At 45.9% G+C, this 18,738-nt stretch carries 22 protein-coding genes and 2 pseudogenes; 20 read left to right on the forward strand and 4 right to left on the reverse strand.

What is annotated here, in order from left to right; genetic code table 11:
* Window positions 1–198 precede the first annotated feature (198 nt).
* From D5S11_RS07535 to D5S11_RS20350, 3 genes are all read left to right on the forward strand, one after another.
* On the forward strand, window positions 199–933 hold the full coding sequence (locus D5S11_RS07535; protein WP_007408252.1) for a polysaccharide deacetylase family protein: 735 nt from the start codon (window positions 199–201) through the stop codon (window positions 931–933).
* A 69-nt stretch (window positions 934–1,002) separates the two neighbouring features.
* Window positions 1,003–1,734 (forward strand): SGNH/GDSL hydrolase family protein, encoded by a 732-nt coding sequence (locus tag D5S11_RS07540; RefSeq protein ID WP_007408253.1) that lies wholly within the window; start codon window positions 1,003–1,005, stop codon window positions 1,732–1,734.
* Between the two features lie 75 nt (window positions 1,735–1,809).
* On the forward strand, window positions 1,810–1,944 hold the full coding sequence (locus D5S11_RS20350; protein ID WP_003152848.1) for a hypothetical protein: 135 nt from the start codon (window positions 1,810–1,812) through the stop codon (window positions 1,942–1,944).
* Window positions 1,945–2,076: 132 nt separating this feature from the next.
* Here D5S11_RS20350 and sda read toward each other — a convergent pair whose 3' ends face one another.
* The gene (gene sda / locus D5S11_RS07545; protein ID WP_108724810.1) at window positions 2,077–2,217 is read right to left on the reverse strand and encodes a sporulation histidine kinase inhibitor Sda; all 141 of its coding nucleotides are present in this window, start codon (window positions 2,215–2,217) and stop codon (window positions 2,077–2,079) included.
* A 357-nt stretch (window positions 2,218–2,574) separates the two neighbouring features.
* Between sda and D5S11_RS07550 the strand changes: the two genes are divergently transcribed.
* The 8 genes from D5S11_RS07550 to D5S11_RS07585 are packed head-to-tail and all read left to right on the forward strand — an operon-like array spanning window position 2,575 to window position 7,579.
* A complete protein-coding gene (locus D5S11_RS07550; protein WP_007408254.1) occupies window positions 2,575–3,093 on the forward strand; it encodes a YqeG family HAD IIIA-type phosphatase in 519 nt (172 codons plus the stop codon).
* Between the two features lie 2 nt (window positions 3,094–3,095).
* Complete coding sequence (gene yqeH / locus D5S11_RS07555; protein ID WP_032866684.1) at window positions 3,096–4,196, forward strand: ribosome biogenesis GTPase YqeH; 1,101 nt, start codon at window positions 3,096–3,098, stop codon at window positions 4,194–4,196.
* A 19-nt stretch (window positions 4,197–4,215) separates the two neighbouring features.
* The gene (aroE, locus tag D5S11_RS07560; protein ID WP_059368084.1) at window positions 4,216–5,058 is read left to right on the forward strand and encodes a shikimate dehydrogenase; all 843 of its coding nucleotides are present in this window, start codon (window positions 4,216–4,218) and stop codon (window positions 5,056–5,058) included.
* A complete protein-coding gene (yhbY, locus tag D5S11_RS07565) occupies window positions 5,052–5,342 on the forward strand; it encodes a ribosome assembly RNA-binding protein YhbY (RefSeq protein ID WP_007408257.1) in 291 nt (96 codons plus the stop codon). The genes aroE and yhbY overlap by 7 nt, the downstream gene beginning before the upstream one ends.
* A gap of 10 nt (window positions 5,343–5,352) precedes the next feature.
* Window positions 5,353–5,922, forward strand: coding sequence for a nicotinate-nucleotide adenylyltransferase (locus D5S11_RS07570; RefSeq protein WP_042635364.1), 570 nt, complete (start codon window positions 5,353–5,355; stop codon window positions 5,920–5,922).
* On the forward strand, window positions 5,912–6,472 hold the full coding sequence (gene yqeK / locus D5S11_RS07575; RefSeq protein ID WP_014418422.1) for a bis(5'-nucleosyl)-tetraphosphatase (symmetrical) YqeK: 561 nt from the start codon (window positions 5,912–5,914) through the stop codon (window positions 6,470–6,472). Before D5S11_RS07570 ends, yqeK begins: the two co-directional genes overlap by 11 nt.
* 16 nt (window positions 6,473–6,488) lie before the next feature.
* Complete coding sequence (gene rsfS / locus D5S11_RS07580; RefSeq protein ID WP_007408260.1) at window positions 6,489–6,845, forward strand: ribosome silencing factor; 357 nt, start codon at window positions 6,489–6,491, stop codon at window positions 6,843–6,845.
* Window positions 6,842–7,579: a class I SAM-dependent DNA methyltransferase gene (locus D5S11_RS07585; protein ID WP_015240247.1), complete on the forward strand. Its 738-nt coding sequence runs from the start codon at window positions 6,842–6,844 to the stop codon at window positions 7,577–7,579. The genes rsfS and D5S11_RS07585 overlap by 4 nt, the downstream gene beginning before the upstream one ends.
* A 68-nt stretch (window positions 7,580–7,647) precedes the next feature.
* Here D5S11_RS07585 and comER read toward each other — a convergent pair whose 3' ends face one another.
* Window positions 7,648–8,469 (reverse strand): late competence protein ComER, encoded by an 822-nt coding sequence (gene comER, locus D5S11_RS07590; RefSeq protein WP_053103971.1) that lies wholly within the window; start codon window positions 8,467–8,469, stop codon window positions 7,648–7,650.
* Between the two features lie 58 nt (window positions 8,470–8,527).
* Between comER and D5S11_RS07595 the strand changes: the two genes are divergently transcribed.
* The 3 genes from D5S11_RS07595 to D5S11_RS07605 all read left to right on the forward strand — a co-directional run bounded on the left by D5S11_RS07595 (window position 8,528) and on the right by D5S11_RS07605 (window position 12,130).
* Window positions 8,528–9,142, forward strand: coding sequence for a helix-hairpin-helix domain-containing protein (locus D5S11_RS07595; protein ID WP_108724811.1), 615 nt, complete (start codon window positions 8,528–8,530; stop codon window positions 9,140–9,142).
* A 66-nt stretch (window positions 9,143–9,208) separates the two neighbouring features.
* A complete protein-coding gene (locus D5S11_RS07600) occupies window positions 9,209–9,778 on the forward strand; it encodes a ComE operon protein 2 (RefSeq protein ID WP_003152868.1) in 570 nt (189 codons plus the stop codon).
* Window positions 9,779–12,130, forward strand: coding sequence for a DNA internalization-related competence protein ComEC/Rec2 (locus tag D5S11_RS07605; RefSeq protein WP_108724812.1), 2,352 nt, complete (start codon window positions 9,779–9,781; stop codon window positions 12,128–12,130).
* 18 nt (window positions 12,131–12,148) lie between these two features.
* Here the strand turns inward: D5S11_RS07605 and D5S11_RS07610 are convergent, their stop codons facing one another.
* Window positions 12,149–12,283 (reverse strand): YqzM family protein, encoded by a 135-nt coding sequence (locus D5S11_RS07610; protein WP_003152870.1) that lies wholly within the window; start codon window positions 12,281–12,283, stop codon window positions 12,149–12,151.
* 40 nt (window positions 12,284–12,323) lie between these two features.
* Between D5S11_RS07610 and D5S11_RS07615 the strand changes: the two are divergent.
* Window positions 12,324–12,480 (forward strand): annotated as a pseudogene (locus D5S11_RS07615) (hypothetical protein).
* A 34-nt stretch (window positions 12,481–12,514) separates the two neighbouring features.
* Window positions 12,515–13,556 (forward strand): annotated as a pseudogene (holA, locus tag D5S11_RS07620) (DNA polymerase III subunit delta).
* Between the two features lie 16 nt (window positions 13,557–13,572).
* Here the strand turns inward: holA and rpsT are convergent.
* Window positions 13,573–13,839, reverse strand: coding sequence for a 30S ribosomal protein S20 (rpsT, locus tag D5S11_RS07625; protein WP_003152876.1), 267 nt, complete (start codon window positions 13,837–13,839; stop codon window positions 13,573–13,575).
* Window positions 13,840–14,041: 202 nt separating this feature from the next.
* On the opposite strand from rpsT, the gene gpr reads away from it, so the two are divergent.
* The 4 genes from gpr (at window position 14,042) to lepA (ending at window position 18,733) form a co-directional block, all read left to right on the forward strand.
* The gene (gene gpr / locus D5S11_RS07630; protein ID WP_007408268.1) at window positions 14,042–15,148 is read left to right on the forward strand and encodes a GPR endopeptidase; all 1,107 of its coding nucleotides are present in this window, start codon (window positions 14,042–14,044) and stop codon (window positions 15,146–15,148) included.
* 68 nt (window positions 15,149–15,216) lie between these two features.
* Window positions 15,217–16,410, forward strand: coding sequence for a stage II sporulation protein P (gene spoIIP / locus D5S11_RS07635; protein ID WP_007612673.1), 1,194 nt, complete (start codon window positions 15,217–15,219; stop codon window positions 16,408–16,410).
* Window positions 16,411–16,426: 16 nt separating this feature from the next.
* Entirely contained in the window at window positions 16,427–16,765 is a 339-nt protein-coding gene (locus D5S11_RS07640; protein ID WP_007408270.1) for a YqxA family protein, read from the forward strand.
* Window positions 16,766–16,897: 132 nt separating this feature from the next.
* Window positions 16,898–18,733 (forward strand): translation elongation factor 4, encoded by a 1,836-nt coding sequence (gene lepA, locus D5S11_RS07645; RefSeq protein WP_012118023.1) that lies wholly within the window; start codon window positions 16,898–16,900, stop codon window positions 18,731–18,733.
* Window positions 18,734–18,738 lie beyond the last annotated feature (5 nt).

Raw genomic sequence — 18,738 nt, forward strand, 5'->3', positions numbered from 1 at the left:
CAGCACAAATCTATCTCCTTCTATTAAAATAAGCTGTCCGATAAGCGTATTTGATTTATCAGCATTTGCCGTTTGATGAGAAACGGCTGCACCCGGATTTGGACAAAAACAAGCGGGTGATGTGCATCATTTGATGCAGAGAATGATTTTTTATAAAAGGGGACACGTTAACAGTAGTGTTTACTGGAGGTGTAAACGTTGAGATGCTTTCATCTGATCATCATGATATGCGTCCTCACGAGTCTCACTGCCGTGTCCGCCGATGCGAAATCTTTAAAAAGAAGTGACATGGAGAAAACGGGAAACGTGTACTGGGATAAAAGGTCTGAAAAAAAGAAACTATCTTTAACCTTCGATGACGGCCCCCATCCTGTCTATACGGAGGCTGTGTTAGACGTGCTGAAACAGCACAATGTTAAAGCAACCTTTTTTTGTGTCGGGAGCCGTATAGACAAATACCCCATAACGGCAAAACGCATCGTTGAAGAAGGGCATGAAATCGGCAACCATACGATGAACCATGTTTATTTTCACCGACTGAAACGCAAAGACATTTTACAAGAGCTTCACAGCTCAGCGCATCATATCACATCGCTACAGCCGGAAGGGGACAAGTTATTCCGCCCGCCGGGAGGGTCGCTGAATCATACGGCTTTCAAAAGCATCTTAAAAGAGGGCTATCATATCATCATGTGGTCATGGAACCAAGATCCGAGGGACTGGAAAAGGCCAGGGAAAGGAAAAATCGTCAGGCACGTTGTTTCACATGCCAGAGATGGAGATATCGTTCTTCTGCATGACGGCGGAGGAAACCGGCGCCAGACGGTTGAGGCTTTGAAAGAAATCATTCCAAAGCTGAAAAAGCAGGGCTACACGTTTGTTAAGGTTTCGGATTTGATCGGACAGGATTCCGGTCCTTTTCATATCCAGTAAAGAGAGCGCCGCGTTGAAAGCCGCCAAAGAGATGTGTACCATAGGAGGTAAGGTTTGGGGGGAGAGAAAATGAAGTTTGCTGTTCTTTTTATTACGATAATCTGTCTGTTATCAGGATGCGCCGCGGGCAAAGAAAAAAGTGTTGTCGCGTTCGGCGACAGCAATACGCGCGGTTCCAACTGGGATTATCGTGATTATCCGAAGGCGCAGCAGTGGGTAAACATTTTAAAAACAGCGGAACGCGGCCGTCTTACGGTTATAAATGCGGGAATAGGCGGCCAGACGACTGAGGATGCGCGCCTGCGTTTTCAAAGCGACGTGCTGGACCGTAAGCCCCAATATTTATTTATCATGTTCGGAACAAATGATGCGGGCATTTTGACGGGCGATCAGCCGCGGGTATCAAAGAAACGGTTTAAAGAAAACCTGACTTATTTCATAAACGAAAGCAGAAATCACGGCATAAAGCCGATTTTAATGACGTGCATCCCGGTTATAGAAGGAAACGGAACGCATCATCTCTATTACTATTCGAGATATAAAGCCTCAGCCTTTAAAGAAAAAGGCGGCGCGAGAAAATGGCATAATTCCTATAACGGCGTTACGAGGCAGGTTGCAGCTGAGTTGAAAGTGCCGCTGGTGGATAACTGGAAACACTTTATACGCGCGGACGGCGGCAAAGATACAGACCGGGCGCTGATTCAATCCGGACTGATAGATCCCTCCGGAAATCATATGACGCCAAAAGGCGCCAGAATCTTAATTGAAGGCATAAAAAATGGGCGGGTTTTGGAACGCTGACGCCGTCAGCTGCCTAAACCGTTTTGCTTCTGCTTCATAGGCTGTAGAAAAAACATCTTTTTGGAGGCGATTGCTATGAACCGCGGTTTCCCTCCGCAATATCCTGTATGCCCGCCTCCTCGGGTGAATGCGGGGTACTGGTACGCATTTTTTGTTGTGCTGCTCGTCGTCATTCTCGTCCTGGGCGGTCTGTATTGGTTCAATATATAGCAGCTGTCCTCTTAAACACCTCTATTTTAGGGGTGTTTTTTGTTGAAAGTGGTAGTAATGCGCATAACCGAAGTGATATAATATCAGTCATCTGAGTAAAAAAAGGAAATTCGCCCGGGAACTTTTTTCTGTTTAAGAAGAAACGGAAATAATGTGTCCGAGCGATCTTCTTTTAATTTCGCTTTCAATTAACTCGATAAATTCACGGCTCAAATTCATTTCATTGGCTTTGAAATAAGATTCTATTAGTAATTCATCAGAAAGCTTTCTCATGCCGGGGACCCAATTAATGGGAGTGGCACCTCCTTACAATTGTAATCAATCATCAGACGCAAGCATATGATGGAAGGTTGCGTTTCAATCATGGTGAGGTTATCTTTAATCTACCATGAAATACAAATAAGAACAATCGTTCTGTTATCCACACTCGTAAGTGGATAACCTGTTAGTATCTTGTTTATAATCTGGATAAATCCGGATGTAATAAGAGTGGATAATGTGTGTAATTTTATCCACAACTGGTGAAGAAACCCAATTTTTGTCGAAATTTTTTTACTGAGTCCGACTTTGTTTTTAAATCTGACAGGTTTCGACATATAGATGGTAGAAAGAAAAGGAAGGGTGCGGGTTTTGTTAAAAAAGTTTTTTTTACCTGACGAATTTGTGAAAAATATATTTCATATCACACCGGAAAAGCTCAAAGAACGCAATGTGAAAGGGATTATTACAGACCTTGACAACACGCTTGTGGAGTGGGACAGACCGAGTGCGACACCTCGATTAATCGAGTGGTTTGAAGAAATGAAGGAGCACGGCATTAAAGTCACGATCGTCTCCAATAATAATGAACGAAGAGTGAAATTATTCTCGGAGCCGCTTGGCATACCGTTTATTTATAAGGCAAGAAAACCGATGGGACGCGCCTTTAAAAGAGCCGTCAGCAGCATGGATCTGAAAAAAGAAGACTGTGTGGTCATCGGCGATCAGCTGCTTACTGATGTTCTCGGCGGAAACAGAAACGGGTATCATACGATCCTCGTCGTGCCTGTCGCTTCCTCTGACGGAGTCATGACGCGCTTTAACCGCCGGATTGAACGGAGAATATTGAGTTCTTTGAAACGTAAAGGCCATATTCAGTGGGAGGATTAGAAATGGAAAAGGTTGTTTGCATCGGCTGCGGAGTAACGATCCAGACCGAGGATAAACAAGGTCTCGGATACGCGCCAAAGGCATCGCTCACGAAAGAGAATGTCATCTGCCAGCGCTGCTTCAGACTGAAAAATTACAATGAAATTCAAGATGTTTCATTAACGGATGATGACTTTTTAAATATCTTGCACACAATCGGCGATACTGACTCTCTTATTGTCAAAGTCGTTGATATTTTTGATTTTAACGGAAGCTGGATAAACGGGCTGAACCGCTTTGTCGGCGGTAATCCGATCATTCTTGTCGGTAATAAGGCCGATATCCTGCCGAAATCCGTAAAACGGGAACGGCTCGTTCAATGGATGAAACGCGAAGCGAAAGAATACGGCTTAAAACCCCTTGATGTCTTTTTAATCAGCGCTTCCCGCGGACAAGGGATGAAGGAAGTCATTGACGCCATTGAACATTACCGCGAAGGGCGCGATGTGTATGTGGTGGGCTGTACCAATGTCGGCAAATCCACATTTATCAACCGGATTATTAAAGAGGTCTCAGGGGAAGAGAATATTATTACCACCTCTCAATTTCCGGGCACGACGCTTGACGCGATTGAAATCCCGCTCGATGACGGATCTGCGCTTTATGATACGCCGGGAATCATTAACCATCACCAGATGGCGCATTACGTGGACAAGCGTGACTTAAAGGTGCTGACACCGAAAAAAGAACTGAAGCCGCGCACTTTTCAGCTGAATGAAAAACAAACGCTTTATTTCGGCGGGCTTGCCCGGTTTGACTATGTATCAGGCGATAAAACGGCGTTTGTCTGCTATATGCCGAATGAATTGATGATTCACAGAACAAAGCTTGAAAATGCTGATGCCTTATACGAAAAGCATGCGGGAGAACTGCTTACCCCGCCCGGAAAAGATCATTTGGATGAATTTCCGGAGCTTACGCCCCACACGTTTACGATTAAAGAAGGAAAGACGGATATCGTTTTTTCCGGTCTCGGCTGGGTCACGGTGCAGCAAGAAGATAAAAAAATAACGGCATACGCTCCGAAAGGCGTACACGTATTTGTCCGCCGTTCATTAATATAGAGAGAAGGGGAGAGGGAGCATGAAACAATTGTACGGAGTAATCGGAAATCCGATCGGGCATTCAATGTCACCCGATATTCATAACGCGGCTTTGCAAGATAAGAACATCAACGGGCAGTATTTTGCGTTTCAGGTGGAACCTCATCATCTCAAGGACGCCGTTAACGGAATCAAGGCGCTTGGCATCTGCGGAGTGAACGTCACAGTCCCGCATAAAGTCGCGATCATGGAGCATCTGGATGAAATACATGAAAGCGCGAAAGTACTTGGGGCCGTAAATACCGTCAAAAGAGAGGGAGACAGGCTCATCGGGTATAATACTGACGGAGATGGGTTTTATAAATCCTTAGTCAAAGTATTGGACAAACCGATATCAGAGCTCTCTATCCTCATGATTGGGGCGGGAGGAGCGGCAAGAGCGATTTTTACGACGATCGTCCGCGGAGAGCCGAAACAATTTGACGTTTGCAACCGCACGCCGGAAAAAGCGGAAAGCCTGATTGCGGCTGCTCCCTCTTTTCAGCAGAAACGCGCCCTTACTTTAAAAGAAGCTGAAAATCAGCTTGAACAATATGACGTCATTATTCATACAACATCTGTCGGCATGTATCCGAAAACGGATGCCGTGCCGCTCTCATTGGAACGGGCCAAAACGGGCGCCATCGTTTGTGATATCGTATACAACCCGATTCAAACGGCGTTCTTAAAAGAAGCTGAAAAAAGAGGTTTAACAACCCTTGACGGTGTCGGCATGTTTGTGGAACAGGCCGCACTGTCTTTCAAGCTGTGGACGGAACAAGAGCCTGACAGCGGCTTAATGAGAGCGATTGTTGAAGGAAAACTAGGAGGAACACAATGTTAACAGGAAAACAAAAACGGTTTTTGCGTTCAAAAGCGCATCATTTAACGCCTATTTTTCAAGTGGGAAAAGGCGGAGTCAACGAAAACATGGTGAAACAGATTGCCGAGGCTTTAGAAGCAAGAGAGCTGATTAAAGTCAGCGTGCTTCAAAACTGCGAAGACGATAAAAATGATGTCGCAGAAGCCCTTGTGAAAGGCACCCGCTCACAATTGGTGCAGACGATCGGAAATACGATCGTATTGTATAAGGAATCAAAGGAAAATAAACAAATCGAGCTTCCGTAAGGTGGTTGACATGAAGAAAATCGGAATATTCGGGGGCACATTTGACCCTCCGCACAACGGACATCTTCTGATGGCTAATGAAGTCCTTCATCAGGCGGAGCTCGATGAGATTTGGTTTATGCCCAATAAAATCCCTCCGCATAAGCAGAATGAAGACTTTACAGACAGCCGGCACCGGGTGGAGATGCTGAAGCTTGCCATCAGCTCTAATTCCGGCTTTAAGCTTGAGCTTGCGGAAATGGACCGGAAAGGCCCTTCTTATACCTATGATACCGTCCGTTTACTGAAGGAGCGGCACCCGAACGACAAGCTTTTCTTTATTATCGGGGCGGATATGATTGAATATCTGCCGAAATGGTACAAACTGGACAAACTGCTCACGCTCATTCAATTTATCGGAGTGCGGCGCCCGGGGTATCATATTGAGACCCCGTACCCGCTGCTTTTTGCCGACGTTCCGGAATTTGACGTTTCGTCAACGATGCTGAGAGAACGTCTCAAAGCAAAAAAGCCGACGCAATACTTAATGCCGGATAAAGTGAGGCAGTATATAGAGGAGAATGATTTATATGAATCGTGAGGAAGCACTTGCCTGCGTCAAAGAGCAGCTGACCGAGCATCGCTACATCCACACAATCGGCGTGACAGATACGGCGGTTATTCTCGCAGGCCGGTTCGGAGCAGACCCGAAAAAAGCGGAAATGGCGGCTATTTTTCATGATTATGCGAAATTCCGGCCGAAAGAAGAAATGAAGCAGATCATCGTGCGGGAAAAAATGCCGGCTGAGCTCTTGGATTACAATGCCGAGCTGTGGCATGCCCCTGTGGGAGCGTATTTGGCTGAGAAAGAAGCGGGGATCACTGATCCTGAGATCTTGGATGCAATCCGTTATCACACGTCAGGGCGTCCCGGAATGACCCTTTTAGACAAAGTCATTTACGTTGCGGATTACATTGAACCCGGACGCCATTTCCCCGGAGTGGAAGAGGTGCGCCGTCTGGCGGAAACGGATCTGAACGAAGCGCTCATACAAGCGATGAAAAATACAATGATATTTCTGATGAAAAAAAACCAGCCGGTCTTTCCGGAGACGTTTGCAACCTATAACTGGCTGGTGTCTCAAAATTGACAGGAGGAATATGGAAATGAATCAAGCTTCCGTATTAAAAATCGCGGCAAAAGCATGCGACGATAAACGTGCAGAAGATATTTTAGCGCTGGACATGGAAGGAATCTCACTTATAGCGGATTACTTTTTAATCTGCCACGGGAATTCTGATAAGCAGGTTCAGGCAATTGCGCGTGAAATTAAAGATCAGGCAGAAGAAAACGGCATTGATGTCAAAAAGATGGAAGGGTTTGATGAGGCCCGCTGGATTTTAGTTGATCTCGGCGACGTCATTGTCCACGTTTTCCATAAAGATGAAAGAAGCTACTACAATCTTGAAAAGCTATGGGGCGACGCGCCGCTCGCAGAGCTTGAACTCGGCTTGAACTCATGATTTACCAAGGCTTCGCCGGCGTATATGACGAGTTAATGTCACATGCGCCGTATGATGAATGGGCGGGCTGGATCGAAGCGTCTCTTCCGGAAAAGGGAAGGGTGCTTGATCTTGCCTGCGGAACCGGAGAAATATCCATCAGGCTTGCTGAAAAAGGCTGCGAAGTCACGGGGATTGATTTGAGTGAAGATATGCTGAGCTGTGCCCAGCAGAAAAAAACGGGAAAGCCGATTCTTTTTCTCCAACAGGATATGAGAGAGCTTTCCGGTTTTGAAGAACAGTTTGATGCCGTTGTCATCTGCTGTGATTCCCTAAATTACTTAAAAACGAAAAGTGATGTCTTAAGCACCTTCAAAAGTGTTTTTCAAGTTTTGAAGGAGGGCGGCCTGCTTCTGTTTGACGTCCATTCTCCATTTAAAATGACGGAGCTTTTTCCGGACAGCACCCATGCGGATCAGGATGAGCAGATCAGCTATATCTGGCAAAGCTTTGCCGGCGATGAAGAGCTTTCTGTCATCCATGATATGTCCTTTTTCGTATGGAACGGACAATCTTATGACCGTTATGACGAGACGCATGAGCAAAAAACATTTTACATTGAAGAATATGAACAAATGCTTGCAGAGACCGGATTTGAACTGAAGAAGGTGACGGCTGATTTTACAGACCGGCCTCCTTCAACAGAGTCTGAACGTCTTTTCTTTACGGCAGGCAAACCAAAAACCATCGTTTAAACGGAACGATGGTTTTTAAAATGCATTTTTTGCGATTGGCGCGATAAAGCACTTTATGGCATACTCAGTTACACGTGAAATTGCTTCTTCACTAACGATATATCTTCATCGTATTTGTCATGTGTACGCTGAAAGACACGGTTGAACATATCCTGAACACCGCTTTCGAGAGCCTTCAGTCCTTCCCCGGTGACGCCGCCTTTTACGCATACTTTTTCCTGCAAGGCGGGAAGCGTGTAATGCCCTGTTTCCAGAAGCTTTCCGAGACCGACAAGCATCTCCGTCGACATAATCACGGCTTCTTCTTTGGTGATGTCCGTTTCTTCCACTGCCGCGTCAATAAAGCGCTGAACGAGATAACTCATAAAAGCGGGCCCGCAGCTGACAATGTCTGACGCCGCTCTTGTAATGCCGCTGCTGATTTCCACAGGTTTTGAAATATGAGTGAACAGCGTTTGAATATCCGCTTTTGCAGACTCGCTGCAGCTTTTGCCGAACGTAACAAGCGAGACGCCGGCCAAGGCGCGGTTCGTAATGCTCGGAATGACGCGGGCCGTCTGACACGGAACCGTATGTTCAATCTGATCCGTCTGAACGGGGCTGGTAATGGAGATTAAAATGTGATCTTTCCGTAAATGCGGTGTGAGTTTTTTCAGCAAAGGATATATATCCAGCGGTTTTACACAAATGAATATTATTTCATTATCCTGTACGAGCTTTTCCTGATCCTCGGTGACATGGATGCCGCTGAAACGTTCTTCTAGTTTTAATGCTTTTTCGATTGTTCTGTTTGTGATGGTGATATGTGAGGGATCGGCAGCGTTTGATTCGATAAACGATTCAATCAGGATCGTTCCCATGTTTCCGGTGCCGATAAAGCCTATTTTCAATGAATTCCCCTCCTTTTTCCCTTAATCCTCTAAACCTTATGCGGGGAGGCAATGCAATATGACGAAAGCGATGATGACGGAGCGGCTGCGGCGGAACCTGAAAATTCTGGGCGCTTGTCTTGCGGCAGGGGCGGTTTTTATCTGTATTTGGCTGTTTCGTTCTGAAAAGGAAGAGCCGGTCAAACAGCAGTCCGTGCTCGGCCAAACAGCCTCAGCATCCGTCGCGGACAAAAAAGACACCGCAGCCGATAAGATTATGATTGATGTGAAAGGTGCGGTCCGAAATCCCGGCGTGTATGAAATGAAAGCGGGAGACAGGGTGACGCAAGCCATTGAAAAAGCCGGCGGCCTGAAGAAAAAGGCGGATGAATTGAATGTTAATTTAGCAGAGCAGCTGCAGGACGGGACGATTGTTTATATTCCGAGTGAAGGCGAAGAGGAGAATCGCCCGAAAACAGCGGCGGGTGAAAAGGAGAATGCAGCTGTCAATATCAATACGGCATCTCTGGACGAACTTCAGGCGATTTCTGGGGTGGGGCAGAAAAAAGCGGAAGCGATTATCGCCTACCGAGAAGAAAACGGACAGTTTCAGACTGCTGAAGATTTGATGAATGTATCAGGCTTTGGAGAGAAGTCATTTGAGCGGATAAAAACTTCCATTACGGTAAAGTGAATTGACGGTTTTGCTTAAATCTATGTAAACTTAGAAAAGCAACAAGACTTTTTGGAGGGAACACTTGTGGAACGAATCTCATGGAATCAATATTTTATGGCGCAAAGCCATTTGCTGGCGCTGAGAAGCACATGTCCGAGACTGTCAGTCGGGGCAACCGTAGTCAGAGACAAGCGGATGATTGCCGGCGGATACAACGGCTCAATTGCCGGCGGCGTCCATTGCGCTGATGAAGGATGCCTTTTAATAGATAATCATTGCCAGAGGACCATACATGCAGAGATGAATGCGATTCTGCAATGTTCTAAGTTCGGTGTTCCGACGGAGGGCGCCGAAATTTATGTGACGCATTATCCTTGTATTCAATGCTGCAAATCAATTATCCAGGCAGGCATCAAAACGGTCTATTATGCCGAAGATTACAAAACACAGCCTTATGCAAAAGAGCTGTTCAGCCAAGCCGGAGTCAAGGTGGAGCAGGTCGAACTTGATGAGATGATCATCGATCTGAAAAACCGTGAAAAATTGTCTTTTGTAGCAGGTCTGATTCAGCAATTATCTGATGCGGGGGTTAAGGCAGATGAACTGAAAAAAATTCATGAACAGGCCAATGAGCTGTTTACCAGTTACGTATAAATGAAATATAAATACCTTCTTCTGCCTCTGGCGGCGGTTTCTGCAACTGCGGGAATTGCCGCCGCTCATGTCTTCTGGGTTCTGCTCCTTTTTCTTCTGTATCTTCTCTTTATTATTGTAAAAACAAAGCAGTATGCTCCGGTTATCGTCTGCCTCGTTTCTTTTTGTCTTTATTTCTTTCTTTATACGGTTTGTGACGCTGCGAATGTAACGCGCTATCAGGCCGGCAGTTATACTGAACAGGCCGTCATCACTAATATTCCGAAGGTTGACGGAGCGAAAATGTCAGCTGTTATCCGTACACATGACAAGGAAAAATGGGCGGCTTCGTACAAAATCCGTTCTCTTGAGGAAAAAAGACTCATTGAACAGCTTGAACCGGGGATGCGCTGCACGTTTACAGGCTCTCTGGAACAGCCTGCACATGCGACGGTTCCCGGAGGTTTTGATTATAAGGAATATCTTTACTCTCAGCAGATTCACTGGTTATTTTCCGTGACTTCCATTGAGCAGTGTGAAAAATCCAAACAGCCGCTGTTTAAACTGCTGAACATCAGAAAAAATTTGATTTCGATCATTCGGAATCACGTGCCTGAATCTTCCGCCGGAATTGTTGAAGCGCTGACCTTAGGTGAAAGATTTTCTATAGAGGACGATATACTGAGTGCGTATCAAAATTTGGGAGTCGTTCATTTAATGGCGATTTCCGGAATGCATGTCGGTCTTATTACGGCGGGATTATTTTATGCTCTGATCAGAATCGGGCTGACAAGAGAAAAGGCGGGAATTTTGCTGCTGCTGTTTTTGCCGGTGTATACGCTGCTGAGCGGTGCCGCCCCATCCGTATTGCGCGCATCCCTCATGCTGGGGTTTTATATCGCCGGAACTCTTGTTAAACGCGGCATTCATTCCTCTGCTGCATTGTCCCTGTCTTATCTGCTGCTTCTGCTGTTTAATCCTTACTTCCTTTGGCAGGCGGGCTTCCAGCTTTCCTTTGCGGTAAGCGCCTCTTTAATTCTGTCATCCTCCATTTTAAAGAAAGCAGGGAAAAGCAGACTTGCCGGGCTTGCGATGGCTTCATTGATTGCAGAGCTCAGCTCACTTCCGTTTCTTCTCTATCATTTTCAGCAGATTTCACTTGTCAGTTTTCCGATGAATATGGTGATGGTGCCATTTTATACGTTATTTGTCATTCCGGTTTCTGTCATCGGTTTCCTTCTTCTTTTACTCTCAAGGCAGGTGGGAGAATGTTTGTTTGATATGTTTGACCTTGTGATGAAGCCTGTGCATGATTTCATTACATATGCGGCATCCGTTGATTTATTTACTATGATTGTGTCAAAGCCTGACTTTCTTTCCCTTCTGCTGCTTGCGGTTTCCGTTTTTACGCTTTTTGCGGCTTTGGAAAAGGGAGGTTTTTTAAAACTCAGGAAGTCGGCTCTTTTTTTCTGCGCGGTTTTGGCTTATTTAATATGCCGTCCGTATTTCAGTCCATGGGGAGAAGCGGATATGCTTGATATCGGGCAGGGAGACTCACTGTTTATAAGCGCGCCGCACCGCAAAGGGACCGTAATGGTTGATACAGGGGGAGTGATTGCTTATCCCGGAGAATCATGGAAAGAAAAACGTCACCCGTATTCTATCGGCGAGAAGGTTTTGATTCCATTTTTAAACGGAAAAGGGGTGAAAAAGCTGGATGCACTGATTTTAACCCATGCGGATCAAGATCACATCGGGGAAGCCGGAGTGTTAATCAAAAATCATAGAGTCAAACGGTTAATTGTCCCCGTAGGATTCGTAAAAGAACCGAAAGATCAGAACATATTAAATATGGCGAAAGAAAATAACATTCCCGTTGCCGAAGCAAAGCGGGGCGACACCATTACAGCCGGTGATCTTCAGTTTCAGGTGCTGTCTCCGGAGTCGTCTGACAGAAGGAGTAAAAATGATTCGTCACTGGTGCTTTGGACGGTTTTTGGCGGAGTGAGCTGGCTTTTGACGGGAGATTTAGAATCGGACGGCGAAACAGAAGTGCTGAAAACGTATCCGAATCTGAAGGCTGATATATTGAAGGCGGGTCATCACGGCAGCAAAAGCTCAACGAGTGAAGCCTTTTTGAAGCAGCTTCAGCCGGAAGCAGCGCTGATTTCAGCAGGAAAAGAGAATCGATACCATCATCCGCATGAAGAAGTGCTGGATCGTTTGAAGGCGTACTCTGTAAATGTGCTTCGCACCGATATCAGCGGAACGATTCAATACAGATTTAAAAAAGGCGCCGGAACGTTTTCCGTCTTCCCTCCATATGATATAGAAGAAACCAGGGCGCAAGAAGTAAAAAAGACTGCCGATTGACAGCAGCCCGGAATGCGGCTAAGAGCCGATAAGATGGATGGCTGTTGCCATCACGAACAAAAAGGCGAAAAATCCGAAGGACACGACAAAACCGACAGCTGAGTCAACAGCATCATTTCGTTTGCTTTGAACGTTTTTTTCAAAATCATTCAATTTCATCCCTCCTGACTTCCCTAAGTATACTGGAATTGTTTTGAAAAATCTAGAAGTGATGGTAACGTTTTCTGTTCTTGTGATTATCGCCTTTTTACAAGCAGACCCGGGAGCTTGTGAATCAGGCGTTTATTATAAATGAGGAAGCTGTCCTTAAAGCTTCCTCTTTACTAATTGCCGAACTCAATTTAGGATAGAAGGGGATCAAGAAAGAGAGGAAGTCATACGATCATGGTATTTGATGTTTGGAAAGCCCTGAAAAAAGGGGATGTCCGCTCCGTTTATTGTTTATACGGAAAAGAAACGTATCTGCTCCAAGAAACTGTCAGCCGGATCAGACAAGCTGTCGTTGATGAGGAGACAAAGGATTTTAACCTGTCTGTTTTTGATCTTGAAGAAGATCCGCTTGACCAGGCCGTAACCGATGCGGAAACGTTTCCGTTTATGGGGGAGAAGCGGCTGGTCATCGTAAAAAATCCGTCTTTTTTAACAGGGGAAAAAAAGAAAGAAAAAATAGAGCATAATACAGCCGCTCTGGAGACTTATCTGAAGGAGCCTGCACCTTATACGGTCTTTGTGATTGTGGCTCCGTACGAGAAGCTGGACGAACGGAAAAAGCTGACGAAAGCGCTGAAGCAAAAAGCCCTTATGATTGAAGCTAAGGAGCTGAATGCAAAGGAGACGACTGATTTTACGATTAATCTGGCGAAATCCGAAAATAAAACGATGGATACAGAAGCTGCCGAGCATTTGGTTCTGCTTGCAAACGGTCATCTGTCTTCCATATATCAGGAAATACAAAAACTCTCCGCCTACACCGGTGACAGACATGAGATCACGCTTGAAGATGTCCGGGAGCTTGTCGCAAGAAGTTTGGAGCAGAATATTTTTGAGCTGATCAACAAAATCGTGAACCGAAAACGGACGGAAAGTCTTCAAATATTTTATGATCTTTTAAAACAAAACGAAGAACCGATCAAAATTATGGCGCTGATCGCCAACCAATTCCGTCTGATTATGCAGACGAAGTATTTTGCGGGACAAGGATACGGCCAAAAGCAAATCGCTTCCAACTTAAAGGTGCACCCCTTCCGGGTAAAGTTGGCGATGGATCAGGCGAGGCTTTTTTCAGAAGAAGAGCTGCGGCGTATTATAGAAAGACTCGCAGTGATGGACTATGAAATGAAAACGGGGAAAAAGGACAAGCAGCTCTTGCTGGAGCTCTTTCTCCTTGAGCTTCTCCGCACTGAATGAAAAAAACGATCCCCGTTAAAGGGATCGTTTTTGTATTATGCAGAAAGTCCGTTCACTTGTTTCGCAAGTCTAGATTTGTATCGAGCTGCGGCATTTTTGTGTACAAGACCTGTTTTCACTGCTTTATCAATGCGTTTCGCTGCTTCAGAAAGAGCAGTTTTCGCTTTATCCGCTTCGTTGTTAGCAACAGAAGCTTCAACTTGTTTGATTGCAGTACGCATAGCAGATTTGATTGTCGCGTTATGAGCGCGGCGTTCGTTGTTTGTTTTTGTACGTTTAATCGCTGATTTAATGTTTGGCATGTGTTTCACCTCCTAAGATACAACCTGTAGCACAGTGTCTTAAGGTTAAATCTTCTTCACAATAGAACAAATTGTATTCTATCAAACAGAACTTTAGATTGCAATATAAATGTAAAGTATTTTTCGTTGATGGGTAAATTCGCATGATTCGTTTTGTAAATGGCCACACTATGTACCACGATGATTGAAGGAGGTCTTCCCTGTGAAAAACAACGAACTGGATGTCAATCAATTTCTGATACGGACGGATTTAGCGGTAGAAACGAAACAGGCGGTAAAAGACGGACAAGCCGGTCAGAAAAAAGAAATAAACGGGTTTATTGAAAAAGAACGCGACAAGGGCGGCATTAAAGTCAGAACCGTCGATATTACCAAAGAAGGCGCCGAGCTATCGGGGAAAAAGCAGGGACGCTATGTCACGATCGAGGCTCAAGGGGTCCGGGAACACGACTCTGACATGCAGGAAAAAGTAACGGAAGTGTTTGCCGAGGAATTTTCCGCCTATCTGTCGGCATTAAAGATTCCAAAGGATGCAAGCTGTTTGATCGTCGGTCTGGGCAACTGGAATGTGACGCCGGATGCGCTCGGCCCTCTCGTGACCGAAAACCTTCTTGTGACAAGGCATCTGTTCAGGCTTCAGCCGGAAAACGTGCAGGAAGGGTACAGGCCGGTCAGCGCGCTTGCTCCCGGTGTGATGGGATTAACGGGAATTGAAACGAGCGATATTATTCAAGGTGTGATCAAAGAATCAAAGCCGGATTTTGTGATCGCGGTAGACGCTCTTGCGGCAAGAGCCGTTGAAAGGGTGAACACGACCATCCAATTTTCTGATACTGGCATTCACCCGGGATCAGGCGTCGGCAATAAGAGAAAAGAATTAAGCAAGGAAACGCTCGGCATTCCCGTCATCGCAATCGGGGTACCGACTGTTGTTGACGCGGTTACGATCGCAAGCGATACGGTGGATTATATATTAAAACATTTCGGAAGAGAGATGAAAGATGACAGCCCGTCAAGATCTCTGGTGCCCGCCGGAATGAACTTCGGCAAAAAGAAGGTGCTGACAGACGAAGACCTTCCGGGAGAAAAAGAACGCCAATCCTTTCTCGGTATTGTCGGCACGCTGGACGAAAACGAAAAACGCCAGCTGATTCACGAAGTGCTTTCTCCGCTCGGCCATAATCTGATGGTCACGCCGAAGGAGATTGACACCTTTATTGATGATATGGCGAACGTACTTGCAAACGGGTTAAACACCGCCCTTCATGAAAAAGTGTCACAAGATAACAAAGGTTCTTATAATCATTAAAATGAGTTCTACCTCCTCTAGCTTGTTCATAGAGTAATTACTAGACAAGCGCTGGAGGGATTCAAATCATGAGAAAAAAACGCAGAAACCGTCAAATTGTCGTTGCAGTAAACGGTGGAAATGCGCTCAAGGGCATGTTTTTGTTTATGACAAGCCTTATCGTTATTTTCGTATTATCGGGTGTGCTCACATCGCTTCGCCCTGAACTGAGGCTTTCTTCGGATTCTCTTCACGGGATTGCCGGAGAACTTCCGGGTGACGCGTTTGCACACCTCCTCGGCATGGAAAATCATTATTTCGCCTCAGAGCTTCCTGAAAAAGACTCTTTTCAGCTGTCCCGGCTTTCCTTAAAACTGGCGACAAGCATTAATATGGAAGACCCGCGGAGTTTCTTGGGACGTGAGCTGCCGGGATTTGCCCAATACGATACGGAGATCCTTCTGGCGGGGCAGGGGACGGATTATACGAATATGCCGGCTGAATCTCCGCCGCCGTCAAAGGTGATGGAAAAAGAAAAAGAAGTGAACCTGGCAGAAATCGAAAACAAAACGAAAAAAGAAGAAACGGCGCCGCCGAAACATTCAACAGGCAGCAAAAAAGTCGTTTTTATTTACCACACTCATAATACTGAATCCTATCTTCCTCTGTTAAAGGGGGAAACAAATCCGGATAACGCCCGCCATTCGAAGGCCAATGTCACACTTGTCGGAGATATGTTCGGAAAAGCGCTTGAAGCGCAAGGTGTAGGAGCGACCGTAGATAAAACCGACATTCAGGCCCGTCTGAACAAAGACGGTTTAAATTATGCGCGAAGCTACGACGAATCAAGGCCGGTCGTAAAAAGCGCGCTCGCCAAAAATAAAAACCTGCAATATACCATAGACATTCACCGGGATTCCCGCCGCAAGAAAAATACGACAGCCGACATCAAAGGAAAAAGCTATGCCAGAGTCGCCATCGTCGTCGGCAAAAAAAGCGCTAATTTTGAAGAAAACTATAAACTCGCAAGTGAACTTCATAAGCTCATGGAGAAAAAATACCCCGGCTTAAGCGTCGGTGTTTTATCAAAAGGCTCTCCGGGAGATAATGGAGTATACAACCAGGATTTAAACGACCGGTCGCTTCTGCTGGAATTCGGGGGCGTGGATAACAATCTTGAAGAACTGAGGCGTGCATCAGATGCCGTGGCCGATGTGTTCAGCGAACTGTACTGGGATGCAGAAAAGGTCAGCTCGCAATCAGGAGAGAAGAAAAAACAATAGAAATCAGGTGATTCGAATGATCCGTTTTACCGGCAAATGCCTGCTGATCGCCATTGTCATGTTTTTCGGCGTTTTGTTCGGCATGCAGCAGGCAAACAGCGGAATGCTTGATATGAAAGGATACAAAGATCCCTCCTTAAAAGGAGCATTCACGCTCGGCGGCGGAGAAGGACAGGAAAAAGAAGCTTCCATTTTGGGGCAAACCGTTACGGCGAAAGATCTGGAAGAAAAACAAAAACAGCTGGAACAGGCGGAAACCTTCAACCTGTTTTCAAAAGCCGGAGAAACCCTTTCAAATACCGTGACGGACTCGGCGCAGGCGATGTATGAGTGGGTTTCGAAACTGAACCGTTAGCATTGATGAAGAGAAAAGCGGATGATTCCTTAAAGGAAGCTTTTCTCTTTCTTGTTTTAATTGAATGTTTACAATCCTATTGATATAATCTAAGCTAGTGTATTTTGCGTTTAATAGTAGGAGTGATAGATTGTGACAGATAAAGAAAAGCGTTTAGAGAGGCAGTCAAGAATCCGGAATTTCTCCATCATCGCCCACATAGACCACGGCAAATCGACCTTGGCGGATCGGATTTTAGAAAAAACATCGGCGATCACCCAGCGGGAAATGAAAGAACAATTGCTTGATTCAATGGACCTTGAACGCGAACGGGGAATTACCATCAAATTAAATTCCGTTCAGCTGAAATACAAAGCAAAAGACGGAGAAGAATATATATTTCATCTCATCGACACGCCCGGACACGTCGACTTTACATATGAAGTTTCGCGAAGCCTGGCTGCCTGTGAAGGCGCGATTCTCGTTGTTGATGCGGCTCAGGGAATAGAAGCGCAGACATTGGCGAACGTCTATCTGGCGCTTGATAATGATCTTGAGATTCTTCCTGTCATTAATAAAATCGATCTCCCGAGCGCAGAGCCAGAACGTGTGCGTCAAGAGGTTGAGGACGTTATCGGCCTTGACGCTTCAGACGCCGTCCTCGCTTCAGCGAAAGCGGGCATCGGCATCGAAGACATTTTAGAACAGATCGTAGAAAAAGTGCCGGCTCCCGCGGGAGATCCGGAAGCTCCGCTGAAAGCGCTCATCTTTGACTCGCTTTATGACGCGTACCGCGGAGTCGTCGCGTATATCAGAGTCGTAGAAGGAACGGTCAAACCGGGCCAGAAAATTAAAATGATGGCAACCGGAAAAGAGTTTGAAGTCATCGAAGTCGGCGTCTTCACGCCGAAAGCGCAGCCGGCTGACGAATTGACAGTCGGTGACGTAGGCTATTTGACAGCCGCAATCAAAAACGTCGGCGACACCCGTGTCGGTGATACGATCACGAGCGCGGTTAAGCCTGCGGCAGAAGCGCTTCCGGGCTACCGCAAACTCAATCCGATGGTATACTGCGGACTTTATCCGATTGACACAGCCAAATATAATGATTTGCGCGAGGCTCTGGAAAAACTTGAATTGAACGATTCATCTCTTCAATACGAGGCGGAGACGTCACAAGCCCTCGGCTTCGGCTTCCGCTGCGGTTTTTTAGGAATGCTTCACATGGAAATCATTCAAGAGCGGATTGAACGGGAATTTAAAATTGACCTTATCACGACCGCACCGAGCGTTATTTATGACGTTTATATGACGGACGGCGAAAAGATCATCGTGGATAACCCGTCAAACATGCCTGACCCGCAAAAAATAGAGCGGGTGGAAGAACCTTATGTCAAAGCGACGATGATGGTTCCGAACGATTACGTCGGAGCGGTTATGGAGCTTTGTCAGGGGAAACGGGGCAACTTTATCGATATGCAGTACTTAGACGCCAACCGGGTCAGCATTGTATATGAGATGCCTCTTGCGGAAATCGTATATGAATTTTTTGATCAGCTGAAATCCAGCACGAAAGGATACGCCTCTTTCGATTACGAGCTGATCGGCTACAAACCGTCTAAACTTGTCAAGATGGACATTATGCTGAACGGAGAAAAAATCGACGCCCTTTCATTTATTGTGCATCGCGATTACGCGTACGAACGCGGAAAAGTAATTGTGGAAAAACTGAAAGAGCTTATTCCGCGTCAGCACTTTGAAGTACCGATTCAAGCGGCGATCGGACAGAAAATCGTGGCCCGCTCAACCATTAAGGCCATGCGGAAAAACGTCCTTGCAAAATGTTACGGAGGAGACATCTCGCGGAAACGGAAGCTTCTTGAAAAACAAAAAGAAGGAAAACGCCGGATGAAGCAGGTCGGCTCAGTAGAAGTGCCGCAGGAAGCGTTTATGGCCGTTCTTAAAATGGATGACAGCCCGAAAAAATAACGGAA

This window comes from Bacillus sp. L75 (assembly GCF_003676355.1).
Lineage (GTDB): Bacteria > Bacillota > Bacilli > Bacillales > Bacillaceae > Bacillus > Bacillus velezensis.

Bases quoted from the DNA above. Each gene is read 5' to 3' on its own strand.
- D5S11_RS07540 (WP_007408253.1), top strand. From the start codon at position 1,003: ATGAAGTTTGCTGTTCTTTTTATTACGATAATCTGTCTGTTATCAGGA.
- D5S11_RS20350 (WP_003152848.1), top strand. From the start codon at position 1,810: ATGAACCGCGGTTTCCCTCCGCAATATCCTGTATGCCCGCCTCCTCGG.
- sda (WP_108724810.1), bottom strand. From the start codon at position 2,217: ATGAGAAAGCTTTCTGATGAATTACTAATAGAATCTTATTTCAAAGCC.
- yqeH (WP_032866684.1), top strand. From the start codon at position 3,096: ATGGAAAAGGTTGTTTGCATCGGCTGCGGAGTAACGATCCAGACCGAG.
- aroE (WP_059368084.1), top strand. From the start codon at position 4,216: ATGAAACAATTGTACGGAGTAATCGGAAATCCGATCGGGCATTCAATG.
- yhbY (WP_007408257.1), top strand. From the start codon at position 5,052: ATGTTAACAGGAAAACAAAAACGGTTTTTGCGTTCAAAAGCGCATCAT.
- D5S11_RS07570 (WP_042635364.1), top strand. From the start codon at position 5,353: ATGAAGAAAATCGGAATATTCGGGGGCACATTTGACCCTCCGCACAAC.
- yqeK (WP_014418422.1), top strand. From the start codon at position 5,912: ATGAATCGTGAGGAAGCACTTGCCTGCGTCAAAGAGCAGCTGACCGAG.
- rsfS (WP_007408260.1), top strand. From the start codon at position 6,489: ATGAATCAAGCTTCCGTATTAAAAATCGCGGCAAAAGCATGCGACGAT.
- D5S11_RS07585 (WP_015240247.1), top strand. From the start codon at position 6,842: ATGATTTACCAAGGCTTCGCCGGCGTATATGACGAGTTAATGTCACAT.
- D5S11_RS07595 (WP_108724811.1), top strand. From the start codon at position 8,528: ATGACGAAAGCGATGATGACGGAGCGGCTGCGGCGGAACCTGAAAATT.
- D5S11_RS07605 (WP_108724812.1), top strand. From the start codon at position 9,779: ATGAAATATAAATACCTTCTTCTGCCTCTGGCGGCGGTTTCTGCAACT.
- rpsT (WP_003152876.1), bottom strand. From the start codon at position 13,839: ATGCCAAACATTAAATCAGCGATTAAACGTACAAAAACAAACAACGAA.
- spoIIP (WP_007612673.1), top strand. From the start codon at position 15,217: ATGAGAAAAAAACGCAGAAACCGTCAAATTGTCGTTGCAGTAAACGGT.
- D5S11_RS07640 (WP_007408270.1), top strand. From the start codon at position 16,427: ATGATCCGTTTTACCGGCAAATGCCTGCTGATCGCCATTGTCATGTTT.